Below are 22,538 nucleotides of genomic sequence, written 5' to 3'. Positions count from 1 at the left end.
TCAGGCCACCTTTTCCAGCAGCAACCCCTTCAGGTACTCCCCTTCCGGGAAGGCCGACAGCATCGGATGGTCCGTGCCCGCCGACAACCGACGCAGGATGCGTGCATCGGCGCGGGCATCCGTCACCGCCCCGGCCACGATCTTCTGGAACAGCTCCATGCTGATCGCGCCCGAGCACGAATACGTGAACAGCAGCCCGCCCGGACGCAACAGCTGCGTGCCGACGAGATTGATTTCCTTGTAGGCGCGCGCGGCGCGGTCGATGTGCTGGGCCGACGGCGCGAACTTGGGCGGATCGAGCACGATCAGGTCGAACTGGCGCCCTTCCGCACGGAACTCGCGCAGGGTCTTGAATACGTCGGCATCGAGCCACGTCGCACGGTTCTCGTCGAAGCCATTGAGCGCGACGTTGCCGGCGGCAATCTTCAGCGCCTCGCCCGAGGAATCGATCGACGTCACCGACGTCGCGCCACCGCGCAGCGCCGCCAGCGAAAAGCCGCCGGTGTAGCAGAAGCAGTTGAGCACCTCGCGCCCTTCGGCCAGGTCCCCCACCAGCTTGCGGTTGTCGCGCTGGTCGACATAGAAGCCGGTCTTGTGGCCATTGCGCACGTCCACGTAGTAGCGCACGCCATGCTCGGTCACCGACAGCGCGGGATCGGGCTCGGCGCCGGCCAGCACGCCCGTCACCAGCTCCAGTCCCTCGCGCTGGCGCACGGCGGCATCGGAGCGTTCGTACACGTTGGGGCAGCCGGTTTCCTTGACCAGCGCCTGCACGATGGCGGTCTTCCAGTGCTCCACGCCCGCGGCATTGAACTGGCACACGAGCTGGCCATCGGCGCCGTTGCCGTAGTAATCGACGATCAGGCCCGGCAGGCGGTCGGATTCGCCGAAGATCAGGCGCACCGCATCGCTGTCCTTCACCCATTGCCGGCGATAGGCAATCGCCGCTGCCACGCGGCGCTTGAACAGCGCGTGGTCGACCGGCTCGTTCTCGTCGAAGGTCCAAACGCGCGCGCGGATCTGCGATTCGGGGCTGTAGGCGGCCTTGGCCAGGAAACGGCCGTCGGCGGCGCGCACGATGACGGTCGCGCCCGGCTCGCAGCGGCCTTCAGTGGTGGCGATGCCGGTGGCGTAGATCCACGGGTGGCGGCGCAGCAGGGATTTTTCCTTGCCAGGCTTGAGGGTGATGGTGTTCATGTTGGTATGGGGAAGAGAAGCGTGCCAAGACCACGGCGCTGCGCGCTCCGCGGCGTGGCTCCCCTCTCCCGCATGCGGGAGAGGGGTTGGGGGTGAGGGTAAGCGTGTCAGCGAAGTGAGGCGCATCGGTATGCCAGCGCCTGCCCTCACCCCCGGCCCCTCTCCCGCGCGCGGGAGAGGGGAGCAAACCGGCTGGAATGGAAAAGGTGCGGCCTTACAGCACCACCTTCACCATCGGATGCGCCGTCAGTGCGCGGTAAAGATCGTCGAGCTGCTCGCGGCTGGTTACCCACACCGTGACGGTCAGGCCCAGGTAGTTGCCCTTGCTGGACGGACGCATTTCCATCTTGCCGGCGTGGAAGCCAGGGTCGAACTCCTGCACCAGCGTCACGATGGCTTCGGCAAAGCCATCCTGCATCGCGCCCATCACCTTGATGGGAAAATCACTGGGGTACTCGATCAGCGACTGCTCGGGCGGGATATCGCCCGGCTTGCCGCCGCCATTGTTATCGGCTGTCATTTCGTTTCTCCGGCAGCCCGGCGCACGCATGGCGTGCCGGGCTGCTCCATCACATCACTTGCGCTTGAACCACAGGCGGATGGTGTCCCACAGGCGGCCGAAGAAGCCGGCCTCGGGCACTTCTTCCAGCGCCACCACCGGGAACTCCGCCACCTTGCTGGTGCCGTCCATCAGCTTCACCGTGCCCACCTGCTGGCCCGCGGCGATCGGGGCAATCAGCAGCTCCTGGCGCTCGAGCACCGGCTTCAGGCGACCGCCCGTGCCCTTGGGCACGGTAACGAAGGTCTCGTTCTGCACGCCGATCTTGACCGTGCCGGCCTTGCCCTTGTAGATGTCGGGCGTGGCCAGCACCTGGCCCTTGTCATACAGGCGCAGCGTATCGAAGAACTGGAAGCCGTAATTGAGGATCTTCAGGCTTTCCTGCGTGCGCACCTGTTCGGTGGTGGTGCCGATCACGATCGACACCAGCCGGCGCGAGCCGTTGGGTACGTTTGCGAGGGGCCGCTTGGCCGACGAGATCAGGCAGTAGCCAGCCGACTTGGTGTGGCCGGTCTTGACGCCGTCCACGGTCGGGTCGATGTACAGCAGGCGGTTGCGGTTGGGCTGCTTGATCTTGTTATAGGTGAACTCCTTCTGCGAGTACATGGCGTAGTACTCGGGGAAGTCCTGGATCAGGCGCGTGGTCAGCGTCGCCAGGTCCACTGCGGTGGTGTAGTGGTTCGGGTCGGGAATGCCATCGGTGTTGGTGAAGTGGCTGTTCTTCATGCCCATGCGCTGGGCTTCGCGGTTCATCATCGCGACAAAGCCCTCTTCCGAGCCGCCCACGGCCTCGGCCAGCGCCAGCGCGGCGTCGTTGCCCGACTGCACGATCAGGCCCAGCAGCAGGTCCTGCACGGTGACCGGCTTGTTGGGCTCGATGAACATGCGCGATTCATCGCTTTTGACCTTCAGCACCACGTTGGTCGGCACCACGGCCTGGTCCAGTGTCAGGCGCTTTTCCTTCAGGGCCTCGAACGCCAGGTAGGCGGTCATCAGCTTGGTCAGCGACGCCGGCTCGATGCGCATGTCGGCGTTCTGCGAGGCCAGGGCCTGGCCGCTGGTCACGTCGTAGAGCATCCAGGACTTGGCCGCCACCTGCGGCATCGGCACGCCCGGGGTCAGCACCACGGCGGGCGCCTGAGCGAGCGCGACGGGTGCCGCAGCAAGCGTGGCTGCCGCGACGATGGCGGCGGAGGCAAGGACGGACGCTAGGCGCGGCGTGGCTCTGTTCAGCATGTTTCAGTTTCCGACAAGATAAGTTTCGCGAGGGACGGTTGCGGGTGCCGGCATGGCACCCCGGACGGCGTGCCGTCTGGCCTCACCGGTCCCACGCATTGACGACGAGCTGCTTGATCAGGTGCAGCTTGCGATGAAAGAAATGATCGGCGCCGGGGATGACGATCACCGGCAGCTCCTGCGGGCGGGCCCAGTCGAACACGCTTTGCAGCGGCACGGTCTCGTCCTGCTCGCCGTGGATGACGATGGTATCGGCGGGCACGTCGGCGACCTGCCAGCGGCTCGCGGCGGTGCCGACCAGCACCAGGCGCTGCGCGGGCGTGCCGGCATCGGCCAGGCGCTTCGCGACGTGCGTGGTCACGAAGCTGCCGAACGAGAAGCCGCCCATGGCCAGCGGCAGGGTCGCGGCATCGGGCGACCACGCGGTCTGTTCCCGCATCCACGCGACCACCGCCAGCAGGTCGTCCTGCTCGCCCACGCCGTTGTCATGCACGCCGGCGCTGTCACCCACGCCACGGAAGTTCGGGCGCACCGTGGCGTAGCCAAGCTGCACGAAGCTGCGCGCCAGGGTCTGCGCGACCTTGTTGTCCTTGGTGCCGCCGAACAGCGGATGCGGGTGCGCCACCAGCGCCAGGCCGCGCGGCGCCGCTTGCGGCAGGTCGACCGAGAGGTCGATCGCGCCGGCCGGGCCGGCAATGGTCAGTACCTGGGTATGCGCGTTCATGTTGGCAATGGACGATGCAACGGGGGCAATGGAAAACGCTGCCGCGGCGCTCGGGCTGCAGCGGCACTGCTACGGGAAAACCTGGAAAACCTCGGGGACATCCGTGACGCCGGGCTGTGGCACGGCCACCGGCATCGTGTTCAGCGATCAACCATCAACCGCTCGACCGGCTTGCCGTGCAGCAGATGGCTGTCGATGATCTCGTCGATATCGTGCTCGTCGACGTAGGTGTACCAGACGGCCTCGGGGTAGACCACCAGTACCGGTCCGAGTTCACACCGGTTCAGGCAGCCCGCCTTGTTGATGCGCACGCGGCCTTCCCCGCCGGCGATGCCGAGTTCCTTGCAGCGCTTCTTGGCGTATTCCTGCATGGCCTTGGCGTTGTGCTGGGCGCAGCAGTTCTCGCCATCCTCGCGCTGGTTGAGGCAGAAAAAGACGTGGTGCTGGTAGTAGCTGCTCATGCGTGCTGGGAAAAAGGCGTGCCGCACCGGCCCGGGGGTTCGCGTCCGGCGGCATTGGTGGAAGCTCGGAATTATACGGTGTGTGGAGGGCCGGACCATGGCAATCCGGGCTCCGGCGAGGTTGCCGGCGGACATCGGCGCCCGAACCCGCGCCCTGAAGTGCCACATTGGGCACCCCAGGCTGCGCCGCCGTTCCGGATCCCCGGAGCGCGCGCTTCCGGAATTCCGGAAATCCGGAGTGCCGGACCCTGCCCCAGCTGGCGCCCTCCCTTTCAAATCAATGGGTTACCCGGACTCCACACGCTGGCACATCGATTGCAATTCCAGAGTCCGAGACACGCCGCATCCGCGACGGCGTGCGCCCGCCACGCTGGTGGGTATGGCCAAAAAACCGAGGACGACATCATGAGAAAACCCTTCTACAAGATCCTGTACGTGCAGGTGCTGTTCGCCATCTTTGTCGGCATCCTGCTGGGCCATTTCTGGCCCGACACCGGCGTGGCCATGAAGCCGCTGGGCGATGGCTTCATCAAGCTGATCAAGATGATCATCGGACCGATCATCTTCTGTACCGTGGTGACCGGCATTGCCGGCATGAGCGACATGAAGAAGGTCGGCCGCGTCGGCGGCAAGGCGCTGCTGTACTTCGAGATCGTCTCCACCTTCGCGCTGCTGATCGGCCTGGGCGCCGCGCACCTGCTCAAGCCGGGCGTGGGCTTCAACATCGACCCGTCGACGCTCGACACCAAGTCGATCGAGCAGTACGTGTCCAAGGCGCACGGCCAGAGCACGGTCGAGTTCCTGATGCACATCATCCCGGACACGATCTTCAGCGCGTTCGCCAACGGCGACATCCTGCAGATCCTGCTGGTCTCGCTGTTCTTCGGCGCGGCCCTGGCGGCCATCGGCGAGCGCGCGCGCATCGTCGTGCAGCTGATCGAGCAGGTGTCGAAGGTGTTCTTCCACATCGTGCACGTCATCACCAAGGTGGCCCCGATCGGCGCATTCGGCGCGATGGCCTTCACCATCGGCAAGTACGGCCTGGGCTCGCTGGTGCCGCTGCTCAAGCTGATCGGCACGTTCTACTTCACGGCCATCCTCTTCGTGGTGCTCGTGCTCGGCACGATCGCGCGCCTGACCGGCTTCAACATCCTGCGCTTCATTGCGTACATCAAGGAAGAGCTGCTGATCGTGCTGGGCACCAGCTCCTCGGAAGCCGCGCTGCCGCACCTGATGGAAAAGCTTGAGGAGCTGGGCTGCTCCAAGTCCGTGGTGGGCCTGGTCGTGCCGACCGGGTACTCGTTCAACCTGGACGGCACCAACATCTACATGACCATGGCGGTGATCTTCATCGCGCAGGCCACCGGCATCGAGCTGACGCTGATGCAGCAGCTCACGATCCTGGCGGTCGCCATGCTCACGTCCAAGGGCGCGAGCGGCGTGACCGGCGCGGGCTTCATCACGCTGGCCGCGACGCTGGCGGTGGTGCCGAGCATTCCGGTGGCCGGCATGGTGCTGATCCTGGGCATCGACCGCTTCATGAGCGAGTGCCGCGCACTGACCAACATCATCGGCAACGGCGTGGCCACGGTGGTGGTCTCGGCCTGGGAACGCGAACTCGACCGCGTCAAGCTCCGCCAGGCGCTGCAGCAGAGCACTGACGATGACACAGAAGATCTCGCCGACGCCGGCCAGAACGTCTGACACCGCGCGCAAGGCCGGCCGGCCCGGTGGGCCGGCCGCGCCGCAGCGAGTATCATCGGCGCGACAGCCTTCGCGCGCGCCGATGCCCCATTCCGACGACCTCCTCGCCGTACATGACCCCGCCGCCGCCCAGGCGGCGCACGAGCCCGGCAGTGAGAACCGCCGCTGGTGGGGCTTTGCCGTGGTGCTGGCGGCCGGGCTGGTGCTGCTGTGCGCGCTGGCCTGGCTGGTATCGGTGCAGCGCGGCCTGGCGGCCCTGCAGGCAGCCACCGCCACGCGCGCCGACCGCTACGCCGCCACGCTCGAAAGCACCCTCGACCGCTACGAATTCCTGCCCGCGCTGGTATCGCTGCACCCGTTCGTGCGCGGCCTGCTGCAGGCGCCCGGCGACCCGGCCCGCGTGGCCGCGGCCAACCACTACCTGGCCGAGGTCAACCGGCGCTCGCACGCGTCGGCCACCTACGTGATCGCCGCCAACGGCATCGCGCTTGCGGCCAGCAACGCCGGCGAGCCCGGCAGCTTCGTCGGGACCGACTACCGCTTCCGCCCGTATTTCCAGATTGCCGCGCGCGGCGAGATGGGGCGCTTCTACGCCATCGGCGTCACCAGCGACGAACCGGGCTACTACCTCGCCCAGCCCGTGGAGTCCGGCGGCAAGGTGATCGGCGTGACCGTGGTCAAGCTCAATCTCGAGTGGTTCCAGCGCGCCGGCGGCGGCAGCGCCGAGCCGCTCATGGTCAGCGACGAACACGGCGTGATCTTCCTGTCGTCCGTGCCGGCCTGGCAGTACCGCACGCTCGGCCCGCTGCCGGCCGGACTGCACGACGAACTCGGCAAGACCCGCCAGTACCACGACCGCGACGTGACACCGCTGCCGCTGGAGCCGCTGACCTCGCCGGTCACCGAGTGGCTGGCGGCCACCGCGCTGGACCCTGGCGCGCGCCTGGTGCGCGTGCGCGCCGCCGGCACCAACGCGGACGGCAGCGAGCGCGCCGACCGCTACCTCGAGCTCGGCCGCAAGGTGGGCCCGGCCGACTGGACCATGCAGGTGATGGCGCCGCTCGATCCCGTGCTGGCCAATGCGCGCAACGCCACCGTGGCCGCGGCGCTGGCCTACGCCTGCATCTGCCTGCTGCTGGTCAACTGGCGCCAGCGCCGCCAGCGCGCACGCGACATGCAGTACAGCCGCCGCCTGCTCGAAGCCGCCTATGACGAGCTGGAGCGGCGCGTGGAAGCGCGCACGGCCGACCTGATGGCCATCAACGAAAAGCTCGAGGAAGAGGTCGCCGAGCGCACCCGCGCCGAAAGCGAGCTGCGCGCGGCCCAGGACGAACTCGTGCAGGCCAGCAAGCTGGCCGCGCTCGGGCAGATGGCTGCCGGCATCACGCATGAGCTGAACCAGCCGCTGGCCGCCTTGCGCACGTTCTCGGACAACACGCGCGTGCTGCTGGAGCGCGGCCAGCTCGGCGCGGCCGAAGGCAACCTGTCGGCCATTGCCGACCTGACCGAACGCATGGGCAAGATCACCGGCCAGCTCAAGCTGTTTGCCGGCAAGGCACGGCCGCCGCGCCGCTCGGTGCAGGTGCGCGCCGCGATCGAACATGTCCTCGCACTGCTGGCGCCACGGCTGTCCGCCGTGGCGGTGCATGTCGATGGCCTGGACGCGCTGCCCGGCATTGCCGTGCGCGCCGACGAACTCAAGCTCGAGCAGGTCCTGCTCAACCTGGTCGGCAACGCGCTCGACGCCATTGCCAGCGCCGCGCCCGTGCGGGGCCGCATCGACCTGTCCGTGCGCGCCGAGGCGGGCACCGTGACGATCCAGGTGCGCGACAATGGCACCGGCATCCCGCCGGAAGACCTGCCGCGCCTGTTCGAACCATTCTTCACCACCAAGGAAACCGGCCAGGGGTTGGGTCTCGGCCTGGCCATCACGTCGTCGATCGTGCGCGAATTCGGCGGGCAGCTGAGCGCCGCCAATGCCGATGGCGGCGGCGCGGTATTCACCATCGTGCTGACGCGCGCACCGGCCGAAGCCGGCGCGGCGGCCAGCCAGACACATTGAGGCATCCCATGCAAGACGGTTTGCGCGTCCTCTTCGTCGAAGACGAACCGCTGGTGCGCCAGGCCACCGCGCAAAGCCTGGAGCTGGCCGGCTTTTCCGTGCTGGCGCTGCCCTCGGCCGAAGCGGCCCTGCCCCACCTGAGCGCCGGCTTTCCCGGCGTGCTGGTCACGGACGTGCGCCTGCCCGGCGCCAGCGGGCTGGACCTGCTGCACCACTGCCGCAACGTCGCGCCCGGCGTGCCGGTGATCCTGGTGACCGGGCATGGCGACATCACCATGGCCGTGCAGGCCATGCGCGAGGGTGCCTATGACTTCATCGAAAAGCCCTTCGGCGCGGATCGCCTGACCGAGACCGTGCGGCGCGCCATCGAACGCCGCGCTCTCGAACTGGAAAACCAGGCGTTGCGGCGCGAACTGGCAGGCCCGGCGGCCGGCACGCGCATCATCGGCCGTTCGCATGCGATCGATCAGGTGCGTGCACTGGTGGCCAACGTCGCGGCGACCGACGTGCCGGTGATGATCAACGGTGAAACCGGCACCGGCAAGGAACTGGTGGCGCGCAGCCTGCATGCGCTGTCCAACCGCGCCGACGGGCCGTTCATCGCGCTCAACTGCGGTGCGGTGCCGGAATCGATTTTCGAAAGCGAGATGTTCGGCCATGAGGCCGGCGCGTTCACCGGTGCCGGCAAGCGGCGCATCGGCAAGCTCGAGCATGCGTCGGGCGGCACGCTGTTCCTCGACGAGATCGAAAGCATGCCGCTCGCGCTGCAGGTCAAGCTGCTGCGCGTGCTGCAGGAAGGGACGCTGGAACGGCTCGGATCCAATGCATCGGTGAAGATCGACGTGCGCATCGTGGCCGCCGCCAAGGGCGACATGGATGCACTGGTTGCGCAGGGCGTCTTCCGGCAGGATCTCTACTACCGCCTCAACGTCGTCACCATTGCGCTGCCGCCGCTGCGCGAGCGGCGCGAAGATATCGTGCCGCTGTTCGAGCATTTCATGCTGATCGCGGCGGTGCGGTACCAGCGGCCCGCGCCCATCCTGTCCGAGTCGCAACGCCAGGCGCTGGCGCAGCGGCCGTGGCCCGGCAATGTGCGCGAGCTGCGCAATGCCGCGGACCGGCTGGTATTGGGCGTGCCCGAAGGCGGCCAGGCTGGCGCGGCCGCGGCGGCACCCGACGAGACCGCGCCGCTGCGCGAACGCATGGAGCATTTCGAACGCGCCGTCATCGCCGATGCATTGGCCCGCACGGGGGGTGCCGTCAGTCAGGCCGCGGACTTGCTGCAGGTTGGCAAGGCCACGCTGTACGACAAGATCAAGCGCTACGGGCTATAGGCAACCTGCTGCATAGCTTGACCTAGGGTTTTCACTACACTGCCATGGCAACGTCACAATCGGCGACTATATTTCGTGTGCGATTGCGGCATTGGCAGGTGCCCTGGCTGCTTGCTTCTTTTATCAGTCTTCGTGGTAGTTGATGCCCCGCTTGTGCGGGGCGTTTTTTTTACCGCGTTGTCAGGCCCCGAGAAACAGCCGGCCGACCTCGGGATCATGGCCCAGCTCCGCGCCGCTGCCAGCCATGGCGAGCTGCCCGGCCACCAGGACATAGCCAAGGTCGGCAAAAGCGAGCCCCTTGCGGGCATTCTGTTCGACCAGGATGATGGTCTTGCCTTCCTCTTGCTGCAGCTGGCGCAGCAGTTCGAACACCATCTCGATGTAGCGCGGCTCAAGCCCGATCGAGGGTTCGTCGACCAACAGCACGGCGGGGCCCATCATCAGCGCGCGCGAAATCTCCAGCAGCCTGCGCTCTCCACCGGAGAGCACGCTGGCGCGCTGGCTGCGGCGCTGCGCCAAAGCGCCGTGACGCTGGAAGATGCGCTCCGCCGCCGCCGCGGCGTCGCGCGGGTCGCGCATCAGGTACCCGCCCATCAGCAGGTTTTCCTCGACCGTCATATCGGGAAAGATCGAGCTTTCCTGCAGCACGTAAGCCACGCCCGCATGCCGTAGCTTCTGCTCTGCGCGCAGGTGCGTGACCGGCTTGCCGTCCACGCTGATCGTGCCCGCCATGACCCGGGCCAGGCCGTAGATGGCGCGCAGCACCGTCGACTTGCCCGCGCCGTTCGGGCCGATCAGGCAGAGCGAGCCGCCGCGCGCCACGCGCAGGCTGAAGCCGTGCAGGATCTCCATGCCGCCGTAGCCGGCCACGAGGCCGTCGACCGCGACCATCGGCGCGCCGCCGGCCAACTGCTCGAGCTGCGCGACGGTCGGCGGTGGCCGCGATATGGCGGTGGCGAGCGTGGCGGCCGCCGCATGCAGCGGCGCGATAGGCGGGGCCGTATCGTGGATCGCGTTCACGGTTGCGTTCCCAGGTAGGCCTCGATCACCGCGCGGTCGGCAGTGATTCGCGCCGGCGAGCCCTGCGCCAGCACCGCACCGTGCGCAAGGCAGTAGACGTGGCCCGCCAGCTGCATCATGACCCGCATATTGTGCTCGATCACCAGCAGCGTGATGCCGAGCCGCGCATTGATGTCGCGCAGCAGCGCGATCAGGCTCTCGATCATCACCGGGTTCACGCCAGCGGTCGGTTCGTCCAGCAGCAGCAGCTTCGGTTCGTTCATCAATGCCATGCCGATCTCCAGCAGCTTCTGCTGGCCGAACGACAGGTCGGCGGCGCACTGTTCCTGATGGTCCTGCAGGCCGGCCAGGAGCAGGACCTCGCGGGCCCGTTCCCTCACCGCTGGCGGCTGCCGCCTGCACATCGCGGCGAAGCCTTCGTGCACGTGAGGCACGCTGACCAGCAGGTTTTGCAGGCAGCTCATCTTGCCGAATACCCGGGTCTGCTGGAACGTGCGCACCAGCCCCAGGCGCGCAATCTCCGGTACCCGCAGCCGCGAGATTTCGCGCCCCTCAAATACGATCGAACCTGCGTCGATGGCGTGGTAGCCGACGATGGAATTGAAAAGCGTGGTCTTGCCGGAGCCGTTCGGCCCGATCAGTCCCACGATGCCGCCTTGCGGCACCGCCAGGGAGATGCCATGGTTGGCCACGATGCCGCCGAAGCGCTTGGTGACACCGCGCACCGCGAGCAGGTCGGTCATGGCGCGGCACTCCCCCTGACGCGGCGGCGGTTGACGCCAAGCTCGCGCAGCCAGCCCATGATGCCGGTCGGGAACAGCACCACGATCACCACGATCAGCACGCCCAGCGCCACGCGCTGCCAGTTCAGCAGGTACGTCCAGAACAGCTCCTGCGTCAGGTGGAACAGCGCGGCGCCGATCACCGGCCCCCACAACGTACCCTTGCCGCCCAGAATCGCCATCACCACCATCCAGACCCCGAACGTGGCGCCGGCGAACGCCAGCTCGCGCGGATCGATGAAGCCCACCAGGTTGCCCGTCAGTGCACCCGCCATGCCGAGGAAGAGAGCGCAGACGCACCAGGCCAGGTTCTTGTAGCGCGTGGTATGCAGCCCTAGCGCCTCGGCCTTGTCTTCGTCGTCACGGATGGCGTTGAGCGCGAGCCCGAACGGACGCGCGTAGAGCCATCGCAGCGCCAGCAGCGTAACGATGGCCAGCGCCAGCATCAGGTAGTAGTAGAACGGCTCGCGGCTGCCGGCCGCGCCCGGGAACAAGGGCAGCGCCATGCCCGATCCCGCGCCGATGAAATCCCAGCCGGCGGCGGCATCGGCAAAGGCGACCCCCAGGCCCAGGGTCCCGATGGCGAAATAGTGTCCGCGCAGCGCCAGGATCGCCGGCCCGAGCACGAGCGCAACCGTGATCGCCGCCAGCGCCGCCAGTCCGGTACCCGCCGTCAGGCCGGCGAAGTATCCAAGCCCGAGATCGCGTTGCGCCACCGCGCACACATAGGCGCCCACGCCGAAGAAGACGATGTTGCCGAACGAGTTGTAGCCCATCTGCCCGCCCATCACGTCCCACGTCAGCGCGAACAGCACCATCAGCCACAGGAAGGTCAGCTGCGTGGTGATGCCGGCGAACAGCCACGGCGCGGCGAGCGCACCGACGCAGCCCGCGAGCATGGCCAGCCAGGCGAGCGGAGAGACCGAGGTCACCGTGACATCCGATTCGAGCCGGCGTGCGCCGCGCAGATGCAGCTTCATCGCAGATAGCCTCGATGCCGGCGCAGCATCAGGTTGCGGCCGACCAGGATCGCTACCAGCAGCGCATACAGGAAGGCGGTCTGGTACTGGCTGCCGAGCAGGAAGCCGGCGTAGTTCTCCGCGATGCCAAGTCCGCCGGCGGCACCAAGGACGGGCAGCATGCTGCCCAGGCCGGCAACCACCACGATCATGAAGGCGCGCACGGTATAGGGCAGGCCCAGGTACGGATGGATGATCCAGGTCATTGCCACAAGGCCGCCGGCCGCGCCGCAGATGGCGGCATTCAGGGCAAAGGTAGTGGCATAGATGCGATCCGTGTCCACGCCCAGCACGCGCGCGGCACGCGCGTTCTGCGCGGTGGCGCGGATTGCCTGGCCCATGCGGGAGCGCCGCAGGAACAGCATCAGCGCGGCGCCCAGCGCGAGCGCCGCGGCAAACGCCGCGAGTTTTATCTTCGGCACCACCAGTCCGCCCGGCAGGAACAGGCTGCCGAAGCCCGCGTCGAGCGTGCGCACATTCGCGCCAAAGACCAGGTTGGCAAGCTGCTGCAGCACGATGCTCACGCCGAAGGTGGCCAGCACCGAGACAAAAAGATCGCGCTCGACCAGCCGGAAGATGACGATGCGGTAAAGCCCCCAGCCCACGCCATACATCGCCGCCGCGGCAAGCGGCACAGCCAGCGCCACGGGCACGCCCCGGCCGACGAGCCAGATCACCATATAGCCGCCCACCATCACCAGCTCGCCCTGCGCCACGTTGATGAGATTCATCACGCCCCAGACCAGCGCCATGCCATAGGCGGCCAGCGCGAAGACCGCGCCGGCCAGCAGGCCATCCACCACGAGCTGTGCATTCAGTTCGGGGCTCTGGAGCAGCACCGTCAGGTCGGTCATTTGCGTCAGGCCGCTGCGCAGCGGCTCACAACTCCACTACTCCACTACTCGCGCTTTTCCCAGGGCGGTGCCGGATAGATGACTTTCGACGACGCCCACTTGGCCGGCGCGACCACCTTGAACTTGCCGTCCTGCACCTGGTACAGCACCATCGACTTGGCAACGTTCTTGCCGCTCTGGTCGAACTTGAGCGGGCCGTAGAACGTCATCAGGTCGGTCCCTGCCAGTGCATCGCGGACCTTCTCGGTATCGAACGAGCCGGCGTGCTCGAAGGCGTCTACGAAGGTCAACACCGCGGCGCTGGACTCGGCCGCCTGGTATGGCGCCTCGTAGTGGTACTCCTTCTCGAAGCGCTGCGCGTACTGGTCGGCCGTGCCGAACCAGCGGTCCTTGTAACCCAGCGCGCGGTCCCATTGCGAACCGCACACCGCGTACTCCGCACGCTTGCCGAACTTCTCGATGATCTGCGCGGAATCGCAGTGGGTCAGCGCCAGCATCGGCACGTCGATGCGCATCTCGGACACCTGGCGCACTGCCAGCGCCGCGCCCTTTTCATGGCCTGATACCACCAGGATGTCGGGCTTGAGCGCCTTCACCTTGGCCAGCGTGACTGACATGTCGTTCAGTTCGGGCGGCAGCTTCTCGTCGATCACCACCTGCATGCCCAGGCGTTTCGCATCCTCGGCCACGCCATCGCGCACGTCCTGCGAGAAGTTGTCGTTCTCGACGGCGATGGCAACCTTCAGGCCCTTCGGCGACTTGCCGGCGCGTTGTGCCTGTTCCGCGGCAAGGTTGATGGCGGCGCGCAGGTAGTAGTCGGAGGTATTGAGCACCGCGAACATATAGCGGTAGCCCTGCGTGAACAGGTTGCGGTCCGCGCCGTTGCCCTCGACCATCGGAATCTTGTACTTCTCCGTGACCGGGGCCATGGCCTTGGTCAGCCCGGAACTGTAGGGCCCCAGCACGAACTTCACGCCGTCCTGGCGGATCAGCCGCTCGGCCAGCTGCGCGCCCCGTGCCGAGGTCGATTCGTCATCGTAGTAGAGGACTTTCAGCTGGTAGGCCTTGCTGCCGACCTTGACCCCGCCCATCTCGTTGACGCGCTTCACGGCAAGGTTGTAGCCATCCTGCGTGTTCTTGCCGTTGGTAGAGTACTTGCCCGTCAGCGAGACCGCAGCCCCGAGGATGATGGTGTCGCCTTCCACCTTGGCGGCAGCGGGGACCGAGACGGCCAGCCCCATGCCGGCGAGTGCGCAAACGGTGGCGTGGCGCAAACTGATAACGGACCTGGCATTGGCTGGGCAGCCTTGGGGGGATGCGCGCGTCATATCGCCTCCTCACACTCTCTCTCCCACGTATGACTCGTTTCCGAATGGGGAAGTGCCTAACGTCTCGATTTCAGCACTTCATGACGTGTTTCAGCATCCCCTGTTCATGCAATGAGGTTCGACGAGGGAGTCCGGAGAAGGCGGTCCGGATCCCGGGGAACTCAGCTCACTCCCCCAGGAAATCCACCACCATCCGATTGAACGCCTCCGCATGCTCCCACTGCGCCCAGTGCCCGCAGCGGCCGAAGATATGCATCTGCGCATTCGGGATACCGGCGATCAGCCGCAAGCCGACGTCCATCGGCACGAACCGGTCATCACGCCCCCAGATCACCAGCGTCGGCGCCGCGATCTCGCCGAGGCGCGGACCGTAGTCCGTGAACTGCTTCGGATTCGCCGCCAGGCTCTTGACGAAGTTCTCCAGGTGATCCCGCCGCGCGAGCATATTGTCCAGCCGCGCCTGCATCAGGTCGTCTGTCAGCGAGCTGGCGTCATAGACGAACACATTCATCATGCGCTTCAGGTTCTCGATGGTCGGCTCGCGGTACAGGCCGTTGAGCAGCTTGATGCCTTCGGTCGGCATCGGCGCGAACAGGCTCGGGCCGCCGGTGCCGCCGCCCATCAGCACGAGCTTGCCGACGCGCTGCGGATTGGCCAACGCGAACGCCACCGCGCTGTGGCCGCCCATCGAGTTGCCGAGGATATGCACGCGCTCGATGTCGAGCGCATCGAGCACGCCCTTGAGCACGCGGGCGTTGAGTTCCGAGCGCGAACCCGTGTTGACCACCGGGTCGCTCTTGCCCCAGCCCGGGCAGTCGACCAGCAGCACGCGGTAGCCTGCTGCAACCAGCGGCTCGACGTTGCGGTTGAAGTTGGCCCAGCCGGTCGCGCCCGGACCCGAGCCGTGCAGCATGACGACGGTCTCGGCACCGGAGCCGGAGCCGGTGTCGTTGCAGTGGATGCGGAACTCGGTGTCGCCATCCTTCACGGTGACGAACCGGCTCGTGCTGGCTTCGGTGATGGCTTGTGCAGTGGCTTGCATGATGATCTTCCTTGCTCGACTGAATCTGTACTGAATGGAATGTGTGCCGACCGTGCGCACGCTCAGGCGCGGCGACCGCCCGGCACGGCCGCACCGGTCGTCCGGCGCGGCGTGAATGAACCCACCACCGCCAGCGCGGCGACTGCCGCGACGACGATCAGCGGAATGCTGGCTGCGACCAGCATCGATGCGCTCTGGCCCAGCGCGAACAGCTGCCCGGCAACGAGCGGCCCGAGGATCGAGCCAAGCCGGCCGACCGCGACCGCCGCGCCCACGCCGGTGCCGCGCACTTCGGTCGGATACGCCTGCCCGGCCAGCGCATACAGCACCGACTGGCCGCCCACCAGGAACAGGCCGCAGAAGAACGCGCCCCATGCCATCGACAGGCTGCCGCCCGCCCCGGCGAGCCCGGCCAGCGCGGCCGCGATCCCCACGTACATGCCCACCACCGTAAGGCGCGGGCTGAAGCGGTCCATCACGCTGGCGATGCCGACCGCGCCGATGCCGCCGCCGAGGTTGAACATCATCATGGCGACGCCGGCCTGCACGCGCGTCAGGCCATTGGACAGCACCATCGACGGCAGCCAGTTCATCAGGAAATACAGCACGATGAGCGTGCCCAGGTAGCTGATCCACAGCGCGAGCGTGGTGCGCGTACGGCTGCTGCCACAGAGTGCTTCGACAAAGCCAGGCTCCGCGCGCCTGGTCACTTGCGCCTTCGCCTCGACGAACTGCGCCGACTCGGGCAGCCACAGCGCAAGCAGCGGGACCATCAGCAGCGGCCCGAACCCGCCCACATAGAAGATGTGCCGCCAGCCCTCGTCGCCCGGACTGACGATGCCGATGGCGGCAGCCAGTGCGGCGCCAAACGGCATGCCGCAGTACATCGCGCCCACGGCGGTGCTGCGCTGCGCGGGCGACGCCGCTTCCGAGCACAGCGCGATCAGGTTCGGCATGGCGGCGCCCAGGCCCAGGCCCGTCAGCAGGCGCGCGACCAGCAGGCTTTCGAAGCTCCACACCGTGGTCGTCGCCAGCGAGAATGCGCCGAACAGCGCCACCGACAGCATCAGCACGCGCTTGCGGCCGAGGCGGTCAGCCAGGCGCCCGCCAAGCGCGGCGCCCGGCAGCAGGCCGATGGCGCCGGCACTGAAGGCCCAGCCCATCTGTGCCACCGACAGCGAGAACTCCTTCGCGATGCGCGGTGCGGCCACGCCGGCCGACTGCAGGTCGAGTCCTTCCAGCAAGGCGATGGCCAGGCACAGGCCAATCGTGGCGATGCTGCCTTTCGTGCCGCGCGCGTCGGCGCCGTGAGTTTGAAACGTGTTCATTGGTAGTCTCCAGTCACCCTGCGAGCCGCTCTTCGCGGCGGCCCTTGCGCAGGCAGGCAAGTTCGATGGCGTGGCAACGCACGCCGCCAGCCGGTCTTACAGCATGCTCAGGCCGCGCGCGCCTTCATATCCAGCGCGCAAGCCGTGTGATGTCCCGGCTTATGCGGCGAACGTCGCGCGCACGCTGCCCAGTCCTTCGATCTCTGCCGTGTAGGTGCCGGGCTCGGTGACGGCAACCATCGGGCCGAGCGCGCCGGTCAGCACCACGTCACCCGCGCGCAGCGGCGTGCCGAGCTGCACCATGCGGTCCGCTAGCCATACCGCCGCGTTGAGCGGATTGCCGAGGCAGGCCGCGCCGTTTCCGCGCGACAGCACTTCGCCTTCGCGCGAGAGCGTCATCGCGCACGCGGCCAGGTCGATTCCGGAGAGCGGCACCGGGCGGCTGCCGAGCACGAACAGCGCGCTCGACGCGTTGTCGGCCACGGTGTCGACAAAGCGGATGTTCCAGCCATCGATGCGGCTGTCGACCACCTCGATGGCCGCGAGCGCATAGGCGCTGGCACGAAGGATGTCGGCAAAGGTATGCCGCTCTTGCGTCAGGTCGCGCTCCAGCACCAGCGCGATTTCCGCTTCGACTTTCGGCTGGATCAGGCGCGACAGCGGCATCGGCTGGCTGTCGCCATAGGCCATGCTCGCGAACAATGCGCCGAAGTCCGGCTGGTCGACGCCGAGTTGCTTCTGCACCGCCAGCGAGGTCAGGCCGATCTTGCGGCCGACGATGCGCTCGCCCTGGGCGAGGCGCGCGTCGACGTTGGCCTGCTGCACGGCATAGGCCGTGGCAATGTCTTCGAGCGCGATCTCCCCGCGCACCGGCGCAATGGTCTGGCGCGAGGCCTCGGCGCCGCGCAGGCGCGCGGCGATGTCGTTGACGAGGTTCCGGTCTGTCATCGGTTTTCTCCTTGATCGGGTCAGGCGGCCGCCGCGAGCGCGGCGCGCGGCTCGGCATGCATGGTGGCGAAGCCCGCGATCCACTCGGGAATGGCGCGGTAGAAGTCGAGCGATGCGCGGTACGGTCCGTACGCGGCCAGCGCGCCGAACGCTGCTACCCACGTGCGGATCTCGTGTGCCGATTTGCCACCGTCGCGCGTAATGGCGTCGTTGGTCATGCCGTCGACAGCCGTGAGTTCGCCCGAGGCGAGCAAGGCCAGGAAGGCGCGGTCCCACTCCGGATTGAGCGGATGCAGGTGGCTGTCGCCGGCGACGAACGCCCTGGCGGCAGCAACGGTACGCGCCTGGCGCGCGGCGCGCGATTCGGCCGACGGGTTGCGCCCGGCGATCAGCCGCTCCGCGACTTCCTCGCTGGCGCCAGCCAGTTCCGGCACCGGCGGTTCGTGCGAGATGCCGCCGGAGCCGACCACCAGCACGCGCTTGCCGGTGCGCGACAGGAAGCGGCCGACCGCGTCGCCGAGCAGGCGCGCGCGGCGCAGCGTGGCCATCGGCGGCGCCACCGAGTTGATGAACACGGGGATGACCGGGTAGCGGTCCAGCCCGCCAGTGAGCACGGCGAGCGCATCGGCGCAGCCGTGGTCGACCTGCATCCGGTACGACAGCGCGACATCGATCTCCGCGGCCATCACGCTTTCGGCCAGCGACTGCGCCAGGTCCGCGGGCACCGGCAACTTGCCGGCCAGGCTCCTGAAGTCGCCGATGGCCGTGGCTGCCGCACCGACGCAGAACGGCGGCATGACGTCATAGAAGAAGCCGTTGAAGTGGTCCGGCGCAAACACGACGACCAGTTCGGGATCGAACGCGCGTATGCGCTCGCGCGCCGCGGCCTGTACGCGCCCGACCTCGGCGACGACTTCGGGCGCGGGGTCGACATAGCCGTGCAACGGCGTGTGCGACAGACATTCCAGGTGAATCGGCATCCTCATGCTCCTGCTGCTTGGGTAACGGTGATGGGCTCGCGTGCCGGGCGCGACGCCGTGGAAGGACTGGAGGCGCCCGCATACGGCGGCACCTGGCTCATGCCGAGCTTGCCGGCCAGTTCGGTGATGGCTGCCGATACCTCCTGCGGCGAGCACACACCGGCGACAAAGCGGTCCGGGCGCAGCAGCACCACCGATTGCGGCAGGCGGCTGAACCACTCCTTCAGGCGGCCGCCGGCATCGCCGATCGCGATCACGCCCTCGGGCACGTCGCCGGCATGGCGCAGCTGCACGTCGGGCTTGGCGAGCACGAAGCGCATGCCAGCCTGCTCGGCAATGGCGCGGGCCTGCGGCGTCAGGCCAAAGGTCGGGTCGGTGCCCCAGCCGATCACGGCAAAGTGGTTGCCGATCGCGTCGTCGAGCAGGGTCAGGCGGTCATCGCTGGTGCGCACGCGCGGCTGGATAAACATGCGGCCCACGGGAGAACCGGCCAGCGGATCCTCGCCATAGACCAGGCGGCCGAGGAACGAATCGCGCTTCTCGCTCATCAGGCCGAGCAGGCGGCCCGGCGCGGAATTGCCGGAGCGTTCCAGCACTCGTGCCAGCCAGCCGCCGCGCGCCTGCGGCGGCGGCTGCAGCACCACGCCCTCCTCGTAGCGCGGCATCGGCTTGAAGCGCATCTCGACGAAGTAGCGCTTGACCGACGGCAGCAGGTTGAAGCTGCGCACGAAGGCATCGCGGAAGCGCGCGCCGAAGCGCGTGGTCGGGGCGAAGATGTCGCCAGCCACTTCGGACAGGTGGATCATCGAACGCGCATGGGCGCGGCGCTCGGCGGTGTAGGTGTCGAGCAGGCGCGCATCGGCCTGGCCCTTGGCGACCATCGCCAGCTTCCAGCCGAGGTTGTTGGCATCGCGGATGCCGCTGTTGTAGCCCTGCCCCTGCCACACCGGCATGATGTGCGCGGCATCGCCGGCCAGCAGCACGCGTTCGACACGGAAAGTCGAGGCGAGCCGCGCGTTGTGCGTATAGACACGCTTGCGGATGTAGTCGACCTTGTCCGGATCGGCCACCACCTTGCGGATCAGCGCGGCCATATTCTCCGGCTTCGACAGCGCCTCTTCGGTCTCGCCCGGCATCACCATGAACTCGAAGCGGCGGATGCCGTGCGGCAGCGCGGCCGAGACATAGGGGCGCTCGTGATCGCAGTGCAGGTAGATGTGCGGCGAGCCTACCGGGTCGTTGCGCACGTCGACGACGATCCACTGGTTCGGCTTGGTGCGGCCTTCGAAAGGCACCTGCAGCACGCGGCGCACCAGGCTGTTGCCGCCATCCGCGCCGACCATGTAGGCCGCGCGGATCGTGCGGCACTGGCCGCCGCTGGTAGTCACCTCGATGCTCACGCCGGCGCTGTCCTGCGTGAAGGCATCGACGCCATGGCCGAACAGGACCTGGACGTGCCCGAAGCGTTGCAGCCCCTCGTACAGCACCCGGTCCGCCAGCGGCTGGATGAACGCGTTGCGGCGCGACCAGCCGAACTCGTCGGTGCGCGGTTCGATCGACGCGAAGCAATGGCCGTCCTTCGTGACAAAGCGCATCCAGTGGTCGGGCGTGGTGTGCGGCAGCAGCGTGTCGGCGAGCCCTACGGCCTGGAACACGCGCAGCGCTTCATCGTCGAGGCCGATGGCGCGCGGATAGTCGATGAGCTGGTCCAGCTTCTCGACGATCGTGACGCGCACGCCCTGGAGGCCGAGAATATTGGCGATCATCAGCCCCACCGGGCCGGCGCCGATGATGGCGACGTCGGTTTCGACATCGGGAAGACGGTCTGTGTGCGCCGTCTGCGTAGCCGTGGTGTTCATAGGTCTCCTACTTGCAAGGCATGAGTGCCCCCCGCGCCGGAACGGCGCGTGCTGGCTGTGCCGCGATGAAATGGAAGTGGGCGGCCGGCGCAGCCGGCTGCCGGTCAGGCGCCGCAGCGGTGGCGCTGGCGACGGATCAGGCAGGACATGGGGGGCGTCTCCGTTGAATTTGCGATTTTGAGAGGAGTCTAGGCATCGGGCGGCGCGCGCTCAAAATTTTCTCTAAAATGTGCAAAGAATGCACATCTTTGATTTATAAGGATTTTTCGTGAGCAAATACGCGAACGTGCGAGGGCTGTCACGTGGCCTGCAGGTGCTGCGGGCACTCAACGCCATGGAAAATGGCCGCGCCACCAGCCAGCAGCTCAGCGAGGCGACTGGCCTGCACCGGACCACGGTGCGACGTTTGCTGGAGACGCTGGTCGAAGAAGGGTTCGTGCGGCGCAGTACGTCCGACGACAGCTTTCGCCTGACGCTGGAAGTACGGGCGCTCAGCGAAGGCTTCACCGACGACGAACGCATCGCCACCGTCGCGCCGCCGATCATGGGGCGGCTGATGCAGCGCGTGGTCTGGCCATCCGACCTGACCACGCCCGACGGCGACGCCATGATCATCCGCGAGACCACGCACCGGTTCAGCCCGCTGTCGTTTCACCGTTCCATGGTGGGCCGGCGCCTGCCGATGCTGCTGACCGCCGCCGGTCGCGTGTATTTCTCGATGTGCCCGGATGCCGAGCGCGAAGACATTCTCGAAGTCCTGCGTTCCGGCGCTGGCGGCGAACAGCAGTTCAAGCTCGCGCATGACGATGCCTTTATCCGCAACCTCATCCGGCAGACGCGCAAGGACGGCTTTGGCTCCAATCAGGGCGACTGGTCCGACCAGCGCAAGATCGGCGCCGTGGCCGTCGCCATCGAGGCCGAGGGTCGTGTACTGGCGAGCCTCAATGTGATTTACCTGCAGCAGGCAATCAGTGCGGCGGAGGCGACGCGGCGCTTTGTTCCGGAGTTGCAGCAGGCGGCAAGGGAGATGGTCGAGGCGCTGGAGGCCAGCGGCAGGTAGGCCGCCGGCCAGACCTGCACGACAAAGCCCAGAGCCCCCACCCCCTCACATCAACGCCACATGCTGCCGCACGAGCGCAAGCAGCCCGTCGAGTTCCGCCGAATGCGGTTCCGCGCGCGACACCATCAGCAGTTCGACATGCGGCGGCGCCCCCTCCAGCGGGCGGGCGCAGATCGCGTTGCTGGTCAGTGAAGCCGCGTATTCCGGCAACAGCGCATAGCCCAACCCCATCCCGACAAGATTCAGGTTCAGCAGGATATTGGTCGCAACCTGCGCGACGTTGCACTGCAGCTTGTGTTGGATGAAGAAGCCCTGTGCCGCCGTATGGACTTGCCCCGAGTACTGCGGATGCGTGCTGATGAACGGCTCGCCGGCTAGCTTCGCCGGGGGAATGCGATCCAGTTTCGCAAGCGGATGTGCGGACGGCAGCAGCACGATCAGCGGCTCGACCAGCACGACCTCGCGCGTCAGCGCAGCCGAATGCACCGGATCGCGCATGAAGGCGACATCGACCTCTCCCTGCAGCAAGGCCTGCTCAAGTTCATGCGTCGGCATGCTGCGCAGCTCGACATTCACGTTCGGGAACTGCAGCCGCAGCCGCGGCAGGATGGCCGGAAATACCCGTATCTCCGCCGCGGGCACGAAGCCGATCGTCACCGTCGCCCCGGCCTGCTGGCCCGCCTGGCGTGCGCGCTCGACCGCGCGGTCGGCGTGCGCGACGATCAGCCGCGCCTCGGCCAGGAAGACCCGGCCGGCTTCAGTCAGCTCCACCTTGCGCCGCGTGCGCTCCAGCAGCGGGGTGCCGATTTCGTCCTCCAGATTGCGGATCTGCTGGCTCAGCGACGGCTGCGCGGTATGCAGCCGTTCCGCCGCCCGGGTGAAACTGAGTTCATCCGCAACGGCGATGAAGTAGCGCAGGTGTCGGAGTTCCATGCTCTGAGTTATTGCTCTGACGTCTTATAGCCAACAAACAAAATATTTCACTTCGCGGGCACGGGCAACGATTATTTGCGGAAATTCCCGCAACGGGATGCCTACCAG

At 67.3% G+C, this 22,538-nt stretch carries 20 protein-coding genes; 4 read left to right on the top strand and 16 right to left on the bottom strand.

Annotated elements, in window-relative coordinates; genetic code table 11:
* From AC3FNH_RS00730 to AC3FNH_RS00710, 5 genes are all read right to left on the bottom strand, one after another.
* Positions 1–1,197, bottom strand: a complete 1,197-nt coding sequence (locus AC3FNH_RS00730; RefSeq protein WP_488718745.1) for a class I SAM-dependent rRNA methyltransferase — start codon at positions 1,195–1,197, stop codon at positions 1–3.
* Between the two features lie 214 nt (positions 1,198–1,411).
* On the bottom strand, positions 1,412–1,717 hold the full coding sequence (locus tag AC3FNH_RS00725; RefSeq protein WP_276099301.1) for a YbeD family protein: 306 nt from the start codon (positions 1,715–1,717) through the stop codon (positions 1,412–1,414).
* A 54-nt stretch (positions 1,718–1,771) separates the two neighbouring features.
* Positions 1,772–2,992 (bottom strand): D-alanyl-D-alanine carboxypeptidase family protein, encoded by a 1,221-nt coding sequence (locus AC3FNH_RS00720; RefSeq protein ID WP_488718744.1) that lies wholly within the window; start codon positions 2,990–2,992, stop codon positions 1,772–1,774.
* An 82-nt stretch (positions 2,993–3,074) separates the two neighbouring features.
* Positions 3,075–3,716 (bottom strand): alpha/beta hydrolase, encoded by a 642-nt coding sequence (locus AC3FNH_RS00715; protein ID WP_276099299.1) that lies wholly within the window; start codon positions 3,714–3,716, stop codon positions 3,075–3,077.
* A gap of 140 nt (positions 3,717–3,856) precedes the next feature.
* On the bottom strand, positions 3,857–4,177 hold the full coding sequence (locus tag AC3FNH_RS00710; RefSeq protein ID WP_224081270.1) for a (2Fe-2S) ferredoxin domain-containing protein: 321 nt from the start codon (positions 4,175–4,177) through the stop codon (positions 3,857–3,859).
* A gap of 405 nt (positions 4,178–4,582) precedes the next feature.
* On the opposite strand from AC3FNH_RS00710, the gene AC3FNH_RS00705 reads away from it, so the two are divergent.
* From AC3FNH_RS00705 to AC3FNH_RS00695, 3 genes are all read left to right on the top strand, one after another.
* Positions 4,583–5,881, top strand: a complete 1,299-nt coding sequence (locus tag AC3FNH_RS00705) for a dicarboxylate/amino acid:cation symporter (protein WP_488718743.1) — start codon at positions 4,583–4,585, stop codon at positions 5,879–5,881.
* A gap of 82 nt (positions 5,882–5,963) precedes the next feature.
* The gene (locus tag AC3FNH_RS00700) at positions 5,964–7,943 is read left to right on the top strand and encodes a sensor histidine kinase (RefSeq protein ID WP_488718742.1); all 1,980 of its coding nucleotides are present in this window, start codon (positions 5,964–5,966) and stop codon (positions 7,941–7,943) included.
* Between the two features lie 8 nt (positions 7,944–7,951).
* Complete coding sequence (locus AC3FNH_RS00695) at positions 7,952–9,277, top strand: sigma-54-dependent transcriptional regulator (RefSeq protein ID WP_276099296.1); 1,326 nt, start codon at positions 7,952–7,954, stop codon at positions 9,275–9,277.
* Between the two features lie 180 nt (positions 9,278–9,457).
* Here AC3FNH_RS00695 and AC3FNH_RS00690 read toward each other — a convergent pair whose 3' ends face one another.
* From AC3FNH_RS00690 to AC3FNH_RS00645, 10 genes are all read right to left on the bottom strand, one after another.
* Entirely contained in the window at positions 9,458–10,297 is an 840-nt protein-coding gene (locus AC3FNH_RS00690) for an ABC transporter ATP-binding protein (protein ID WP_488718741.1), read from the bottom strand.
* Complete coding sequence (locus AC3FNH_RS00685) at positions 10,294–11,040, bottom strand: ABC transporter ATP-binding protein (protein WP_276099294.1); 747 nt, start codon at positions 11,038–11,040, stop codon at positions 10,294–10,296. The genes AC3FNH_RS00690 and AC3FNH_RS00685 overlap by 4 nt, the downstream gene beginning before the upstream one ends.
* Positions 11,037–12,059, bottom strand: coding sequence for a branched-chain amino acid ABC transporter permease (locus AC3FNH_RS00680; RefSeq protein ID WP_488718740.1), 1,023 nt, complete (start codon positions 12,057–12,059; stop codon positions 11,037–11,039). Before AC3FNH_RS00680 ends, AC3FNH_RS00685 begins: the two co-directional genes overlap by 4 nt.
* Entirely contained in the window at positions 12,056–12,952 is an 897-nt protein-coding gene (locus AC3FNH_RS00675) for a branched-chain amino acid ABC transporter permease (RefSeq protein WP_276099292.1), read from the bottom strand. Before AC3FNH_RS00675 ends, AC3FNH_RS00680 begins: the two co-directional genes overlap by 4 nt.
* A gap of 44 nt (positions 12,953–12,996) precedes the next feature.
* Positions 12,997–14,280, bottom strand: coding sequence for an amino acid ABC transporter substrate-binding protein (locus AC3FNH_RS00670; RefSeq protein WP_488718739.1), 1,284 nt, complete (start codon positions 14,278–14,280; stop codon positions 12,997–12,999).
* A 166-nt stretch (positions 14,281–14,446) separates the two neighbouring features.
* On the bottom strand, positions 14,447–15,322 hold the full coding sequence (locus AC3FNH_RS00665; RefSeq protein WP_276099290.1) for an alpha/beta fold hydrolase: 876 nt from the start codon (positions 15,320–15,322) through the stop codon (positions 14,447–14,449).
* Positions 15,323–15,384: 62 nt separating this feature from the next.
* Positions 15,385–16,650 (bottom strand): 3-(3-hydroxy-phenyl)propionate transporter MhpT, encoded by a 1,266-nt coding sequence (mhpT, locus tag AC3FNH_RS00660; protein WP_488718738.1) that lies wholly within the window; start codon positions 16,648–16,650, stop codon positions 15,385–15,387.
* Between the two features lie 159 nt (positions 16,651–16,809).
* The gene (mhpD, locus tag AC3FNH_RS00655; protein ID WP_488718737.1) at positions 16,810–17,598 is read right to left on the bottom strand and encodes a 2-keto-4-pentenoate hydratase; all 789 of its coding nucleotides are present in this window, start codon (positions 17,596–17,598) and stop codon (positions 16,810–16,812) included.
* A 20-nt stretch (positions 17,599–17,618) separates the two neighbouring features.
* The gene (locus tag AC3FNH_RS00650) at positions 17,619–18,578 is read right to left on the bottom strand and encodes a 3-carboxyethylcatechol 2,3-dioxygenase (protein ID WP_488718906.1); all 960 of its coding nucleotides are present in this window, start codon (positions 18,576–18,578) and stop codon (positions 17,619–17,621) included.
* A gap of 2 nt (positions 18,579–18,580) precedes the next feature.
* On the bottom strand, positions 18,581–20,437 hold the full coding sequence (locus AC3FNH_RS00645; RefSeq protein ID WP_488718736.1) for a bifunctional 3-(3-hydroxy-phenyl)propionate/3-hydroxycinnamic acid hydroxylase: 1,857 nt from the start codon (positions 20,435–20,437) through the stop codon (positions 18,581–18,583).
* Between the two features lie 268 nt (positions 20,438–20,705).
* Between AC3FNH_RS00645 and AC3FNH_RS00640 the strand changes: the two genes are divergently transcribed.
* Positions 20,706–21,497 carry a DNA-binding transcriptional regulator gene (locus tag AC3FNH_RS00640; RefSeq protein ID WP_488718735.1) on the top strand — a complete coding sequence of 264 codons (792 nt, stop codon included), beginning with the start codon at positions 20,706–20,708 and terminating at the stop codon, positions 21,495–21,497.
* A 45-nt stretch (positions 21,498–21,542) separates the two neighbouring features.
* On the opposite strand, the gene hcaR is transcribed toward AC3FNH_RS00640, so the two are convergent.
* Positions 21,543–22,430 (bottom strand): DNA-binding transcriptional regulator HcaR, encoded by an 888-nt coding sequence (gene hcaR, locus AC3FNH_RS00635; RefSeq protein ID WP_488718734.1) that lies wholly within the window; start codon positions 22,428–22,430, stop codon positions 21,543–21,545.
* Positions 22,431–22,538: the final 108 nt, after the last annotated feature.

The sequence above is a fragment of the Cupriavidus sp. 22TCCZM01-5 genome (assembly GCF_057798915.1).
This window is presented reverse-complemented; position numbering and strand designations above follow the sequence as displayed.

What these genes read in the sequence shown, in the direction of transcription:
- AC3FNH_RS00695 (WP_276099296.1), top strand. Translation starts at nt 7,952, where the DNA reads ATGCAAGACGGTTTGCGCGTCCTCTTCGTCGAAGACGAACCGCTGGTG.
- AC3FNH_RS00710 (WP_224081270.1), bottom strand. Translation starts at nt 4,177, where the DNA reads ATGAGCAGCTACTACCAGCACCACGTCTTTTTCTGCCTCAACCAGCGC.
- AC3FNH_RS00680 (WP_488718740.1), bottom strand. Translation starts at nt 12,059, where the DNA reads ATGAAGCTGCATCTGCGCGGCGCACGCCGGCTCGAATCGGATGTCACG.
- AC3FNH_RS00705 (WP_488718743.1), top strand. Translation starts at nt 4,583, where the DNA reads ATGAGAAAACCCTTCTACAAGATCCTGTACGTGCAGGTGCTGTTCGCC.
- AC3FNH_RS00675 (WP_276099292.1), bottom strand. Translation starts at nt 12,952, where the DNA reads ATGACCGACCTGACGGTGCTGCTCCAGAGCCCCGAACTGAATGCACAG.
- AC3FNH_RS00670 (WP_488718739.1), bottom strand. Translation starts at nt 14,280, where the DNA reads ATGACGCGCGCATCCCCCCAAGGCTGCCCAGCCAATGCCAGGTCCGTT.
- AC3FNH_RS00665 (WP_276099290.1), bottom strand. Translation starts at nt 15,322, where the DNA reads ATGCAAGCCACTGCACAAGCCATCACCGAAGCCAGCACGAGCCGGTTC.
- AC3FNH_RS00700 (WP_488718742.1), top strand. Translation starts at nt 5,964, where the DNA reads ATGCCCCATTCCGACGACCTCCTCGCCGTACATGACCCCGCCGCCGCC.
- AC3FNH_RS00730 (WP_488718745.1), bottom strand. Translation starts at nt 1,197, where the DNA reads ATGAACACCATCACCCTCAAGCCTGGCAAGGAAAAATCCCTGCTGCGC.
- mhpT (WP_488718738.1), bottom strand. Translation starts at nt 16,650, where the DNA reads ATGAACACGTTTCAAACTCACGGCGCCGACGCGCGCGGCACGAAAGGC.
- AC3FNH_RS00645 (WP_488718736.1), bottom strand. Translation starts at nt 20,437, where the DNA reads ATGAACACCACGGCTACGCAGACGGCGCACACAGACCGTCTTCCCGAT.
- hcaR (WP_488718734.1), bottom strand. Translation starts at nt 22,430, where the DNA reads ATGGAACTCCGACACCTGCGCTACTTCATCGCCGTTGCGGATGAACTC.
- AC3FNH_RS00715 (WP_276099299.1), bottom strand. Translation starts at nt 3,716, where the DNA reads ATGAACGCGCATACCCAGGTACTGACCATTGCCGGCCCGGCCGGCGCG.
- AC3FNH_RS00685 (WP_276099294.1), bottom strand. Translation starts at nt 11,040, where the DNA reads ATGACCGACCTGCTCGCGGTGCGCGGTGTCACCAAGCGCTTCGGCGGC.
- AC3FNH_RS00725 (WP_276099301.1), bottom strand. Translation starts at nt 1,717, where the DNA reads ATGACAGCCGATAACAATGGCGGCGGCAAGCCGGGCGATATCCCGCCC.
- AC3FNH_RS00650 (WP_488718906.1), bottom strand. Translation starts at nt 18,578, where the DNA reads ATGCCGATTCACCTGGAATGTCTGTCGCACACGCCGTTGCACGGCTAT.
- AC3FNH_RS00720 (WP_488718744.1), bottom strand. Translation starts at nt 2,992, where the DNA reads ATGCTGAACAGAGCCACGCCGCGCCTAGCGTCCGTCCTTGCCTCCGCC.
- mhpD (WP_488718737.1), bottom strand. Translation starts at nt 17,598, where the DNA reads ATGACAGACCGGAACCTCGTCAACGACATCGCCGCGCGCCTGCGCGGC.